Consider the following 13122-nt stretch of genomic DNA (forward strand, 5'->3'; position numbering starts at 1 on the left):
GCAAGGAACAAGAATGCTGAGTAACTCAACTATATTGGTCACCGGTGGCACAGGTTCATTTGGCAATACCTTTGTCCCCATGACCTTAGAAAAATACAATCCAAAGAAAATAATTGTTTTTTCGCGTGATGAGATGAAGCAATGGGACATGGCGAAAAAATATCAAGGAGATGACCGCATTCGCTTCTTTATCGGAGATGTCCGTGACAAGGAGCGTTTGTACCGCGCCCTAGACGGTGTTGATTATGTCGTCCATGCAGCGGCAACCAAAATTGTTCCTACCGCTGAATACAATCCTTTCGAGTGTGTGAAAACTAATATTAATGGTGCAATGAACCTGATCGACGCCTGTATTGATAAGGGTGTAAAAGGTGTGGTGGCATTATCAACCGATAAAGCCAGCAGCCCTATTAATCTTTACGGCGCAACCAAACTTGCCTCCGACAAGCTGTTCGTCGCGGGCAACTCGTACTCAGGTGAACACGGCACCAAGTTTGCAGTCGTGCGCTATGGCAATGTCATGGGATCTCGTGGTTCGGTCATCCCATTTTTCATGTCGGTAAAAGACAAGGGTGTCTTGCCTATTACAGACGAGCGCATGACCCGCTTCATGATTTCCCTGGAAGAAGGCGTCAAGCTGGTCTGGCACGCATTTGACGATATGGTTGGTGGAGAAATTTACGTAAAGAAAATCCCATCTATGAAAGTTACTGACTTGGCACGTGTAGTTGCCCCGGAAGCCAGGCAGGAAGTCATCGGTATCCGTCCTGGCGAAAAGCTGCATGAGCAGATGATCAGCGCAGAAGATGCCTACTACACTTACGAATATCCTGAGCATTTCAAGATATTGCCCACCATTCACGGATGGGCCACGTGTCCAAAACGTATCAAGGATGGCAAACGTGTGCCTGAAGGCTTCATCTATGCCAGCGACAACAACACCGAGTGGATGAGTGACGCGGAGCTGCAGGAATGGATCAATAAAAATCACGACAAGATTGGGAGCATCTAATGATTCCCTATGGCCGACAAGATATAGTTCAAGCCGACATCGATGCTGTTGTCGAGGTTTTGCAGTCCGACTTCCTGACCCAAGGCCCAAAGGTCCCTTTATTCGAGCAAATGATTGCCGACACCGTCGGAGTCAAACATGCCGTAGCGGTCAATAGTGCCACCAGTGCCTTGCACATTGCCTGTCTGGCCCTTGACCTAGGACCTGGTGACTACTTGTGGACAACGCCCATCACTTTCGTCGCCTCCGCAAACTGTGGTCTGTACTGCGGCGCTCAAGTGGACTTTGTTGATATTGACCCACGTACTTACAATCTTTGTCCACAGCAACTGGAAAAGAAACTACTTGCCGCTCAAGCTGAAGGCAAGTTACCCAAGGTACTTGTGGTGGTGCATTTGTGCGGACAACCCTGTGATATGGCAGCGATACGAGCCCTGTCACAACGTTTCAATTTCAAGATTATTGAAGATGCCTCCCACGCGATCGGGGGCAAATACAAAGGCGAATATATCGGCAACTGCCGCTACAGTGACATCACGGTCTTCAGCTTTCACCCAGTAAAAATTATCACGACTGCAGAAGGTGGTGTTGCTGTCAGCAATGATGACAAGCTGACAACCGCCATGCATTTGTACCGTAGCCATGGGATCACACGCGATCCCGCACAAATGACGCATGAGCCTGATGGTCCCTGGTACTACCAGCAAATTGCTCTTGGCTACAATTACAGGATGACGGAGGTCCAAGCGGCTTTGGGCCTGAGCCAGATGCAGCGCCTGGATGAGCTGGTCGCTCGGCGCCACGAAATTAGCGCACGGTACAACAACTTGCTCAAGGACCTTCCCCTGGTTCTGCCCTGGCAGCATCCAGATAGCTATTCAGGTTGCCATCTTTATGTCATCCGCTTGAAGCTTGATCAAATTGAACGTAGTCAGAGACAAATGTTTGACAGCTTGCGAGAACAAGGAGTGGGTGTAAATCTGCATTACATCCCTGTCCATACGCAGCCGTATTACCAGGCATTGGGTTTCCAGACGGGGATGTTCCCCGAATCCGAACGCTATTACAGCGAGGCAATCAGCTTGCCTTTGTACCCCACCCTGACTGCTGCAGAACAGGACCGAGTGGTCCACGTCCTGCACGACCTGCTTCAGTAAGCAGCAAGCTGGCATGAAATGCAGCGGTAGCAGGCAAGTATTTTTGGCTAAGGTTCTTTCAGCATGAGTTCAGTCGGTAAAGTTGGAAAGATTGCGCTAGGAACAGTTCAGTTTGGCACCGAATATGGGGTAGCCAATCAAACTGGGAAAGTGCCTGTTGACGTAGTAGCGCAGATCCTGGGACATGCGCGAAGCTCTGGTGTGTCTACTCTGGATACAGCAGTCGCCTACGGTGAAAGTCAGCGTGTACTTGGACAAAATGGAGTGGAAGGTTTCTCTATCGTCACGAAACTGCCAGAGATGCCCCCTCAAGCCGACATACAGGCCTGGGTCCAGGCACAATTGAGCAGTTCACTGGAACTGCTGCAAGTAGAACATGTAGATGGTCTTTTATTGCATAGGCCAGAACAGTTGCTGCAAAGCTCCGGTCAGGCGCTCTACGAAGCGCTCACAAGCTTGAAACAGCAAGGGCTGGTCAAACGTATCGGTGTATCGGTATATGGCCCTCAGGAACTGGACCTCCTCTGCGAGAGCTATCACTTTGACCTGGTGCAGGCACCATTCAGTGTTTTGGATCAACGCCTGAAACGCAGCGGCTGGTTGCAACGTTTGCAACAACAAGGGACTGCCCTTCATGTCCGGTCTGTGTTTTTACAAGGCTTGCTGTTGATGACGGTCACCAATAGACCCACAAAATTTTCGCGATGGAATGCCCTCTGGAATGAGTGGGAACATTGGCTGAGCCAAACCGGACAAACAGCCCTTGAGGCCTGCTTGCGTTTTGCAGTCAATACCCCTGAAATCGAAAAAGTGGTGGTGGGAGTGGACTCACTACGCCACTTGGAAGAAATCCTGCAAGCTACGGACGGCAATACACCTGTTTTACCCAATACACTTTTGACTGACGACAGTCAGTTGATCAATCCATCGATGTGGAGCTCCTTGTGAAAACTGTAGCGATAGTTCAGGCCAGGATGGGGTCCAGTCGTTTACCAGGCAAAGTCATGATGCCCGTAGCCGGGCGGCCAATGATTGAAGTCTTGCTGGCACGACTCTCACAGGCCAAGGAGATCGATCAGCTCGTAGTTGCAACTTCCGATGACAAAAACAATCTCCCTTTGATCGAACATGTTAAGCACTTGGGTTTCGAATGCGCCCAAGGCAGTGAGCACGACGTTCTGCAGCGCTATCTGGACGCAGCCAAGGCGTATGAAGCGGACATTGTGGTTCGGATTACCGGGGACTGCCCTTTAGTAGACCCAACGCTCGTTGATCAGATGATCTCGGCCTTCAAGACAGCCGGCCTGGACTATCTGAGCAACTGCGCCCCTCCTACCTACCCGGATGGGCTGGACATTGAAATATTTACCTTGCAAGCCTTGGAGCGTTCGGCAAGCCTGACAAACAGGCAACATGATCGAGAGCATGTAACGCCCTACTTGCGAGAGTCAGGACAATTCAGAACAAAAAACATCTGTCATGAAGAGGACCTGTCGAGCTGGCGTTGGACAGTGGATGAAAAGGTTGATCTACAAGTAGTTCAACAGGTTTTTGAACACTTCGCGCCAGACCTGCATTTCTCCTGGCAAGAAGTGGTTGCTTTACAGCGGGACACTCCAGATATTTTTTTGAAAAACACACAGTTAAAGCGTAATGAAGGAGCAGTTATGGGTAGCGGTCAGAAGCTTTGGAAACGGGCAAAAGAAGTAATTCCAGGTGGAAACATGTTGCTCTCCAAAAGAGCCGAGATGTTTTTGCCTGAACAATGGCCTGCATATTTCAGTAAAGCAAAAGGTTGTACGGTGTGGGACTTGGATAACAATGCCTACACAGATATGAGCCTGATGGGCATCGGGACCAATACGCTAGGTTATGGCCATCCTGAAGTGGATGAGGCTGTCATGCGTACAGTACAAAATGGCAATATGTCCACATTCAATGCCCCTGAGGAAGTGTACTTGGCTGAAAAGCTGGTAGAACTGCATCCTTGGGCTGACATGGTCCGCTTCGCACGTACGGGCGGCGAAGCCAACTCCATTGCCATTCGTATTGCTCGGGCAGCTAGTGGCAAAGAAAAAGTGGCAGTATGCGGCTACCATGGCTGGCATGATTGGTATCTGTCCGCAAACCTGGGCAGCGATGAAAGCCTGGCCGGCCATTTGTTGCCAGGTCTGGAACCTAAAGGTGTACCAAGCACTCTGCGCGGAACTGTTTACCCCTTCACCTACAACGACTACGCCGGTCTGGAAGCGCTGGTAAACGAGCACGATATCGGCGTAATCAAGATGGAAGTTGTCCGCAATATGGGGCCAGAAGATAACTTCTTGCATAAAGTCCGTGACTTGGCGACACGAAAAGGCATTGTGCTGGTGTTTGATGAATGCACCTCCGGCTTTCGTGAGACCTTTGGCGGCCTGCATAAAAAGTATGGCGTGGAACCAGATATGGCGATATTTGGTAAAACGCTGGGCAATGGTTATGCCGTCACTGCAACGATTGGACGCCGTGAAATCATGCAAGCGGCCCAGACGAGCTTTATCAGCAGCACGTTCTGGACGGAGCGGATTGGCTCTTCTGCAGGTCTGAAAACTCTGGAAGTGATGGAGAAACTTCGCTCTTGGGAAACCATCACTGCAACTGGCCTGAAGATTCGTCAGCAATGGCAGGATCTGGCAGATAAATATGAGTTGGGCATCAGCCACTGGGGGCTTGCCGCATTAACCGGCTATACCTTCAACAGCAAGAATGCCTTGGAGTACAAAACCCTCATTACCCAGGAAATGCTGGCCAAAGGGTACCTTGCAGGCAACTCCGTCTATGTTTGTATCGATCACACCGAAAGTGTGGTGCAAGGATACTTTGCAGAACTGGAGCCTATCTTCAAGCTGATCAAAGAGTGCGAAGAAGGTCGCCCGGTTAGCGAGCTGTTGAAAGGACCAGTGTGCCATAGTGGTTTCAAGCGCCTGAACTAAGTCCCCATGAACTTTGCTTTTCGTGTAGATGCATCTACTCAAATAGGCACCGGGCATGTAATGCGCTGTCTGACCTTGGCGGAAGAATTAAGACGCCAAGGTCACACATGCGTTTTTATATGCCGGGATCATCCTGGACACTTGGGCAAGCTCATCAGCACACGTAATTTTCTTGTGCATCTATTAACGATTGGTGATGAGCAGGAGCATCACCATGAGGTAGCTTATGAAAATGCACATGCAAAATGGCTACAAGTGTCTTGGCGAACCGATGCACTACAGACTCTCTCTGTGCTCGAAGGTCATGCTCAATTTGACTGGCTGATTGTGGATCACTATGCGATCGACAGCAAATGGGAACAACTGCTTGCAAGCAAGGTTCACAAGCTGATGGTGATCGATGACTTGCTGGATCGACCTCACCGCTGCGACATCCTGCTGGATCAGAATGTCCTGGATACGGCAGCTGAAACACGGTACAAGGAGCTGGTTAATCCCTCCTGCCAGCTTTTGCTCGGACCTCATTACGCTTTGCTTGCACCTGAATACGGTTCATTTGCAAGGTCCTTGCCCGAACGTGATGGGAGCATCTCGCGAATACTGATATTTGTTAGCGGTAGCGATCCTCATCACCTGACAGAACGATATCTGCAGGCAGTCAGCAATGATGCGCTCCATCATTTATCGGTGGATGTCGTCATCGGGAAGAACCACCCAACGCCAGCAGTTGTCAGGCAGCTGGCAACAAAACGTCCGAACACCAGAGTCTACGCGGATTTACCCAGTCTGGCCGCCTTGATGGTACGGGCTGACTTGATGTTGGGGGCTGGCGGTACTACTAATTGGGAAAGGCTGTGTTTAGGCTTAAATTCACTTGTAACTAGCGTTGCTTATAACCAGCAGGCCATCAATGAACAGTTGGCCAGCCGCGGCTTGATCGAGTTCCTGCAATCAGTGGAAGACCTCACTGAGGAAAAAATCTCGACAGAACTCAGGTTCGTGCTGTCCAACCCAAACCACTTGGCAGAACAGTCCAGGACAATGCGAGCAGCGGTAGACGGTTTGGGAGTAGCAAAGGTAATCCAACTTATGCTGGATCAGTAAGATGACGCTTAGAGAAATTAGGAAAGAAGACCTGTTACTTATTTTGCAGTGGAGAAACCATCCTGCAGTCAGGTCCTGCATGTTCTCCCAGGAAGAAATTGCGTACGAAGACCATCAAGCCTGGTTTGAGCGGGAAAAACAAAAAAAAGATTCGAAATGGCTCCTATTTCTGGGAGATGCGAATACCCCACTGGGCGTAGTCAGCATTACAAAAATCGACAACAGCTCAAAACACGCTTTTTGGGGGTTCTATGCAAATCCCGAGGCCCCAAAAGGAACAGGAAAAATCATGTGTATGGCAGCTATCAACTACTGCTTCTCTGATTTGAATTTGCACAAAATCAATGCAGAGGTACTGGAAAGCAATGTCCGCAGTCAGGAGCTACATAAAAGACTGGACTTCAAGATTGAAGGTATTTTCAAGGACCACTTCCTTTCCAACGATAAATTTGAATCGGTAATACGCTTCGCTAAAATTAGAAATAAATAAAATTTCATATGAATTTTAGCTTCTGTAAAAATTATTTAATATGAGGTAAAAAATGGTCGTAACAATTGATGGTGTAAAAATAGGTCCCCATTACCCTCCTTATATTATTGCTGAGTTGTCGGCCAATCATAATGGGTCTCTGGAACGTGCCTTGCAAACTATAGATGAGGCCAAACGTAGAGGGGCATCTGCAATTAAATTGCAGACTTATACAGCCGACACAATGACGATCCAAAGTGATCGCCCAGAATTCTTGATTAATGAGGGCCCTTGGCGCGGCTATACACTGTACGATCTGTACAAGCAGGCTCAAACCCCGTTTGAATGGCATCAAGCCATGTTTGAGCATGCCCGCAAAATCGGAATCACCGTGTTCTCAACCCCTTTTGATGAAACTGCGGTTGATCTACTGGAAAAGTTGAACGCACCCGCATACAAGATTGCCTCGTTTGAACTGACAGATCTACCGTTAATCCAGTACGTTGCCCGGACAGGCAAACCCATGATCATGTCTACCGGCATGGCCACAGAGCTGGAAATACAAGAAGCCGTTGATACCGCACGTCAGGCTGGCTGCAAGGAGCTGGTTCTACTGCATTGCATAAGCAGCTACCCTGCCCCGATGGAACAGGCAAATGTCGCCCAACTAGCCGAACTGGGACGCCGTTTTGACGCAGTCCCAGGCTTATCTGATCACACCTTAGGTACCGTTGCTTCTGTCGCAGCAGTCACACTAGGCGCGTGTGTAATTGAAAAGCACTTCATTCTAGATCGTGATGACGGTGGGCCCGATAGTGGTTTCTCTATAGAGCCACCTGAGCTTGAACGCCTGTGCTCTGATACACGCGACGCATGGGCAGCCGTTGGACAGGTTGGATACCAACGGCAAGAGGCAGAGCAAGCCAATAAGATTTTCCGTCGTTCAATTTATTTTGTACGAGACATGAAAGCAGGCGAGATCGTCACGGAAAGGGATATCAAGCGCATTCGTCCAGGTACTGGCTTGGCTCCCAAGCATTTTTCCGAGCTGGTTGGCAAGACACTGGCAATAGATGTTACCCATGGCACACCAACGAGCTGGGAGCAGTTTGTCCAGCAAGCTTCCTGAAAAAAATAACAAGGAAAATATTTCACACCCCAGTCAAATATTTTCAAACCTTAAACACACCTATTCGCACTGCCCGGTTTTCAATATGAAAATTTGTTTCGATTTTGTCTGTGATGAAGCCCTGATTTACTCCAGAGCAGCCCTTGCCTTGCAGAGGAAGGGGCATGATGTCTGTGCCATCACGCTTGGCAATCGCTGGAAAGAAGGTTGGACAGATCAAATCGACTTGTTTCCACTCGACCTGGAAGACAGCCCAATCGACTGGGACAAAGAGTTAGATAGAATCAAACAAGAATATAGTTCTGCAGTTGCTGGTTTTATACAAGCTGATAGGTTCATTGCTTATCTCGGCAGAGATGAACAAGTGAAACTGCTAGTTTGGACTTTTCTGAAAATAGAAGAGCTGGTAGCTGCTGGGGTAACTAAATTTTTCATTACCGGGGTAGCCTATCTGTACAATTTGGTAATGGTAGAGGTAGCCAGAAAGAATAATCTTGTCTGCTATTCACTATATGGCACCAGACAAAAAGAGTCCCGCTTCACTTTATCGGAAGGTTATGGTGGAAAATGGGACTTAGTAGACAAGATATATGCTGAAAACTTGGAAAATAAAGAAAAAATCGATTACTCTGCAGAAGCAAATGAAGTTATTGACTTCAGAATAAAGTTCAGCAGCCCCGATTACATGGCTAGCGCTCGACAAACAGGTGGGATCAGCAGTGTTTTTGTGAGAGAATTTTTTCACAGACTAAAAAATTGGTATTTTAAAAACTGGTCAAAGAAAGAAGATTACATTACCCAGCACCCTCTCTGGTATGCAAAAAGAAATCTGAAAAGAATCATCAATGGAAAATATCTAAAATTTGTCTTTAAATTTGACTCTGTCAATTACGATGACAAGTACTATATTTACCCCCTGCATTTACAGCCAGAGGCATCAACGCTGGTATTAGGCCCCGACTACGTAAATCAACTGGAAACCATCAAGGCCATTTCCAGACGCCTTCCTCTAGGCGAGTACCTGTATGTAAAAGAGCACCCTGCTGCCTACGGCATGCACAGCCATAAAATGTATCAGGAGATCCAGCAGCTATTTAATGTCAAACTAATAGCCCCAGGAGAAGATACAAAAAGGGTCATCAATAACTCTCAAGGCGTTATTGTGATCAGTGGCACCATGGGCTGGGAGGCATTCCTGGCCGGAAAACCTGCTCTTGTTTTGGGCGATGTTTTCTACGACCAGTTTCCAGGCGTCTATAAAATATCGAATATTGAGCAAATTAGAAGTCTATTCAACTCAAACCTGAAAGTCGCTGAAGTTGATGACATCGCTATAGCTTTAAATGCTATTTACAAAGGCAGCTTTAAAGGCATGTTTGATGTCCACAAATTGGATACAGCCCAGATAGTTCTATCCGAGGAAAACCTTTCCGCTTTGGAAGAGGGAATATTGAAGATTGTTGAATATTCAAAATAAATGATTTCAACTCACTCTCGATCATTAAGTATAAATATATTATATATTTATATATTTTTTACCGTATACATTGGCGCAACGTCACTGTTTGCGCCTCTAAATGAATATGGCGAAATGGTCATTCCCAAAGATATATATATATTCTTTGATCTATTTTCCATTCTGATTTTTTTTGTCCTATTATTCTCCTCAAAATGGAATATCAAAAACCCAGACCCTATTTTTATATTCTGGTTTATTTTTGTTTTTTCCTTATTTATTTTCTCAGCCAGAGGAGCATACAGCTTAAGAAGCATAGATTACATACATTATTTTTTCAGGAATCAAATATTCTATGTCTTTCTTGGTGGCTTGATTTACCACTACTGCAGCTCCATTGAAAAAAACCGCTTTAATTCTTTTCTTTTTTTACTTCTTTGCTCCCAACTTATTTTCTCATTTATTATTGTTTTATTGGAATATTCCATCGGCGGATTTTTCTGGGAAGGATCCAGGCTAACAGGAACCTTGTTAAACCATAATAGCTATGGAGTTTTCCTGACCTTTTTCTCTTTCTGGATCTGGTACTCCTACGAAGGAAAATTTTCCACGAAAATCTTCATCTGGTCCTTGATTGCATTATTAATAATTTTATCTGGCTCTGTCACAGCTATTATTGGATTATTTCTATCCATAGCCAGAAATTTGAAAATGGTTATTTTTCTTGGCCTTGCCACTGTCATAGGGTTCTGGCTTTTCTTTGATGACATCATGAACCTTCACTTTATTTGGAAAATAAACCAGATATTCTTTGAAAAATCCACTCATTTAACTTCGCTATCCGCCCGCGAAATGCAGCTTCAGCTCTTCCTGGACTCCATATCCAATCCTGTTAATTGGGTTTTCGGAGCAAGCCAGAATAGCAGCTACATGCTTTTTGACTCTCAGTACTACAATATTTTTTTCAATTTTGGAATTATTCCTGTTTTTCTATTTTTATTACTGGCAGCCACAATAATAAAAAAACATTCCAACAACTGGTACTCAATATATTATTCCTGGTTTTTCTTATTCGCCTGCTCAATGACAGCTTTTTTCTCAAGACCTATCATTATAATTTTATTTTTCTTTTTTCTCGCAAATACTGGATTGCCTGCAAATTCCAGCATAAAAAAAGTAATATTTAATACACTGACTCCAGAAAATTAGCGATATAGGGATACACATGAAAGTAGCAATAGTTCACTACTGGTGGTTAAGCAATCGTGGAGGCGAAGCTGTTTGCAAAGCCATTGCTGAAATCTACCCAGATGCCGATTTATACCTTCATGTATGTGACGAAAGTTTAGTAAGGGACTTCCTCCCAAAGCACTTCACTGGGAAGATCCATACCACCTTCATCTCAAGACTTCCGGGTGCTAAAAAACACTATCAAAAGTACCTGCCACTCATGCCCTTAGCATTGGAGCAACTGGACCTGGGGATGTATGACCTGGTCATCAGCAGTGAGTCAGGCCCCGCCAAAGGTGTAATTACTCGCCCTAATGCTCTCCATATCTGTTATTGCCACTCCCCCATGAGATATATATGGGACATGTACCATGACTATTTGGGCCGTGCCAGCTTTGCTATCAGGAAGCTATTCCCATTTTTAGCTCATAGATTAAGAATCTGGGACAGGCTATCCGCTGACCGTGTTGACCATTTCATCGCAAACTCAAGCTTCATCTCATCCCGGATAAAAAAATACTATAGGCGTGACTCGCAGGTTATTTTCCCTCCAGTGAGCGTCAATGATTTTGACTCCAACTGTGAGAGGGAAGATTTTTATTTGTGTTTGGGTCAATTGGTTGGCTACAAGAAAGCTGACCTGGCTGTTGAGGCCTTCAACAAGCTAGGGCTACCGTTGCGAGTCGTGGGTGAGGGAGAGCTCTTTGAAACCCTAAAATCCATGGCAAAGGAAAATGTCCAAATAATGGGCAGGCAGCCCTTTCCTGTCATAAAGGATCTGCTGCAGAAATGCAAAGGACTCATTTTTCCAGGCGTGGAAGATTTTGGCATTGTTCCAGTTGAGGCAATGGCAGCGGGTGCTCCAGTGATAGCGTATGCCAAAGGAGGCGCACTAGAGACCGTTATTGACGGAAAAACCGGGATTTACTTTCATGCACAAACTGTTGAAGCCCTGATGGAAGCAGTCATGAAAATTGAAACCAAGGAAATAATCTTTGACAAGAACACACTGCGTCAGCATGCAGAGAAATTCAATAAAGATAGATTCAAGAAAGAAATCAAATATTTTATTGACACAAAACTAAATGAAAACTAATTAAGTTCTCACCAGTTATTAGTAGGTCTTATTGAATATAGGATGCAGAATGGTTATTCCAATAATACTAGCAGGTGGGCACGGCTCTCGACTGTGGCCGCTGTCTCGTCAGCTAAATCCAAAGCAATTTCTGGCTATTTCTGACGATAAAGAATCACTTCTGCATAAAACATTAACAAGATTGAATGGCCTGGAGTTTGCGCCTCCACTATTGATCTGCAATGAAGAACATCGGTTTCTTGCTGCAGAGCAATTACGTCAATTAAACATGGATCAGGTAAAGATTATCCTGGAACCTGTAGGCCGTAATACAGCCCCTGCCATTGCATTAGCTGCCCTGTATCTCCTAAATATCGTTCAGAAGGATCCAGACACTGTTCTGCTAGTCTTGGCAGCAGATCACCTCATTCCGGATACGGCTGCATTTCACTCAAGCGTCAGCACAGCCCTGTATGTAGCCCAGTCAGGAAAGTTGGCTACGTTTGGAGTGGTTCCTACACGAGCAGAGACTGGTTATGGTTATATTCAGCGCGGGCCGAAACTGGAAGCAAAGAACCCTGCGTTCGTAGTGAAACGTTTTGTGGAAAAACCGGAACTATCGGTAGCCGAAGCATATGTAGCCAGCGGGGAGTACTACTGGAATAGCGGCATGTTTATGTTCAAGGCCAGCCGTTATCTGGAAGAACTGGAGCAGCACTACCCGGAAATTCTTGCTGCATGCCGCTTGGCTTTATCCAAAATCGATCAAGACATGGACTTCATTCGCATTGACGCAGACCATTTCTCCGCCTGCCCAAGCGAGTCTATTGACTATGCGGTGATGGAAAAAACAGATTCGGCGGCAGTGGTCCCACTGGACGCTGGCTGGAACGATATCGGTGCTTGGTCAGCGGTGTGGGATACCAGCACCAAGAACGCTCAAGGCAATGTTTGTATAGGCGATATCATTACGCATAATTCAACTAACAACTACTTGCGTGCCGAAAGCCGCCTTATCGCGACAGTCGGAGTAGACAATCTTATCGTTGTAGAAACTAAGGATGCCGTCCTGGTAGCCCACCGCGATGCGGTACAGGATGTAAAACAACTGGTTGACCAAATAAAAAGAGACGGTCGGCATGAGCACCTGGTTCACCGTGAAGTCTATCGCCCTTGGGGAATCTACGACTCCATTGATACAGGCCACAGATACCAAGTTAAACGCATAACAGTAAAACCTGGAGCCAAGCTGTCGGTGCAAATGCATCACCATCGTGCCGAGCATTGGATAGTGGTCAGTGGCACTGCAAAGGTTACCAAAGGAGAACAGGTCTACCTGGTAACCGAAAATCAGTCTACTTACATCCCTGTGGGGGAAATACATGCCTTGGAGAATCCTGGGGTTATTCCTCTGGAATTGATTGAGGTACAGTCCGGATCCTACTTGGGTGAAGATGACATCGTACGTTTTGAAGACCGTTACGGCAGGGTCGACAAAGACGACTAACTTCCTACCGC

11 protein-coding genes are annotated in these 13122 nt (G+C 46.4%); all 11 read left to right on the forward strand.

The features are described from left to right. The first annotated feature begins 13 nt into the window (after window positions 1-13). Complete coding sequence (pseB, locus tag U2949_RS05540) at window positions 14-1012, forward strand: UDP-N-acetylglucosamine 4,6-dehydratase (inverting) (protein ID WP_026484920.1); 999 nt, start codon at window positions 14-16, stop codon at window positions 1010-1012. Further along, window positions 1012-2169 carry a UDP-4-amino-4,6-dideoxy-N-acetyl-beta-L-altrosamine transaminase gene (gene pseC / locus U2949_RS05545; protein ID WP_026484919.1) on the forward strand — a complete coding sequence of 386 codons (1158 nt, stop codon included), beginning with the start codon at window positions 1012-1014 and terminating at the stop codon, window positions 2167-2169. The genes pseB and pseC overlap by 1 nt, the downstream gene beginning before the upstream one ends. 63 nt (window positions 2170-2232) lie before the next feature. Further along, window positions 2233-3117 (forward strand): aldo/keto reductase, encoded by an 885-nt coding sequence (locus U2949_RS05550; RefSeq protein WP_026484918.1) that lies wholly within the window; start codon window positions 2233-2235, stop codon window positions 3115-3117. Continuing rightward, the gene (locus tag U2949_RS05555) at window positions 3114-5141 is read left to right on the forward strand and encodes an aminotransferase class III-fold pyridoxal phosphate-dependent enzyme (protein ID WP_026484917.1); all 2028 of its coding nucleotides are present in this window, start codon (window positions 3114-3116) and stop codon (window positions 5139-5141) included. The genes U2949_RS05550 and U2949_RS05555 overlap by 4 nt, the downstream gene beginning before the upstream one ends. Window positions 5142-5147: 6 nt before the next feature. Beyond that, window positions 5148-6245, forward strand: coding sequence for a UDP-2,4-diacetamido-2,4,6-trideoxy-beta-L-altropyranose hydrolase (gene pseG / locus U2949_RS05560; protein ID WP_080655596.1), 1098 nt, complete (start codon window positions 5148-5150; stop codon window positions 6243-6245). A 1-nt stretch (window position 6246) separates the two neighbouring features. Continuing rightward, window positions 6247-6735 carry a UDP-4-amino-4,6-dideoxy-N-acetyl-beta-L-altrosamine N-acetyltransferase gene (gene pseH / locus U2949_RS05565; protein WP_051316420.1) on the forward strand — a complete coding sequence of 163 codons (489 nt, stop codon included), beginning with the start codon at window positions 6247-6249 and terminating at the stop codon, window positions 6733-6735. 52 nt (window positions 6736-6787) lie between these two features. Continuing rightward, on the forward strand, window positions 6788-7843 hold the full coding sequence (gene pseI / locus U2949_RS05570; protein WP_026484916.1) for a pseudaminic acid synthase: 1056 nt from the start codon (window positions 6788-6790) through the stop codon (window positions 7841-7843). Next, window positions 7797-9320 (forward strand): capsular polysaccharide export protein, LipB/KpsS family, encoded by a 1524-nt coding sequence (locus U2949_RS05575; protein WP_321286586.1) that lies wholly within the window; start codon window positions 7797-7799, stop codon window positions 9318-9320. Before pseI ends, U2949_RS05575 begins: the two co-directional genes overlap by 47 nt. Next, window positions 9321-10508 carry a hypothetical protein gene (locus tag U2949_RS05580; RefSeq protein WP_266140767.1) on the forward strand — a complete coding sequence of 396 codons (1188 nt, stop codon included), beginning with the start codon at window positions 9321-9323 and terminating at the stop codon, window positions 10506-10508. It abuts the gene before it with no gap. Window positions 10509-10524: 16 nt separating this feature from the next. Then, the gene (locus tag U2949_RS05585) at window positions 10525-11625 is read left to right on the forward strand and encodes a glycosyltransferase (protein WP_026484913.1); all 1101 of its coding nucleotides are present in this window, start codon (window positions 10525-10527) and stop codon (window positions 11623-11625) included. Between the two features lie 49 nt (window positions 11626-11674). Continuing rightward, a complete protein-coding gene (locus U2949_RS05590) occupies window positions 11675-13111 on the forward strand; it encodes a mannose-1-phosphate guanylyltransferase/mannose-6-phosphate isomerase (protein WP_321286587.1) in 1437 nt (478 codons plus the stop codon). Window positions 13112-13122: the final 11 nt, after the last annotated feature.

Origin of the sequence: Alcaligenes phenolicus, assembly GCF_032063905.1 — a bacterium.
GTDB lineage: Bacteria > Pseudomonadota > Gammaproteobacteria > Burkholderiales > Burkholderiaceae_B > Alcaligenes > Alcaligenes phenolicus.

Excerpts from the sequence above, each read along its gene's own strand:
- pseB (WP_026484920.1), top strand. The coding sequence starts at position 14 with ATGCTGAGTAACTCAACTATATTGGTCACCGGTGGCACAGGTTCATTT.
- pseC (WP_026484919.1), top strand. The coding sequence starts at position 1,012 with ATGATTCCCTATGGCCGACAAGATATAGTTCAAGCCGACATCGATGCT.
- U2949_RS05550 (WP_026484918.1), top strand. The coding sequence starts at position 2,233 with ATGAGTTCAGTCGGTAAAGTTGGAAAGATTGCGCTAGGAACAGTTCAG.
- pseG (WP_080655596.1), top strand. The coding sequence starts at position 5,148 with ATGAACTTTGCTTTTCGTGTAGATGCATCTACTCAAATAGGCACCGGG.
- pseH (WP_051316420.1), top strand. The coding sequence starts at position 6,247 with ATGACGCTTAGAGAAATTAGGAAAGAAGACCTGTTACTTATTTTGCAG.
- pseI (WP_026484916.1), top strand. The coding sequence starts at position 6,788 with ATGGTCGTAACAATTGATGGTGTAAAAATAGGTCCCCATTACCCTCCT.
- U2949_RS05575 (WP_321286586.1), top strand. The coding sequence starts at position 7,797 with ATGGCACACCAACGAGCTGGGAGCAGTTTGTCCAGCAAGCTTCCTGAA.
- U2949_RS05580 (WP_266140767.1), top strand. The coding sequence starts at position 9,321 with ATGATTTCAACTCACTCTCGATCATTAAGTATAAATATATTATATATT.
- U2949_RS05585 (WP_026484913.1), top strand. The coding sequence starts at position 10,525 with ATGAAAGTAGCAATAGTTCACTACTGGTGGTTAAGCAATCGTGGAGGC.
- U2949_RS05590 (WP_321286587.1), top strand. The coding sequence starts at position 11,675 with ATGGTTATTCCAATAATACTAGCAGGTGGGCACGGCTCTCGACTGTGG.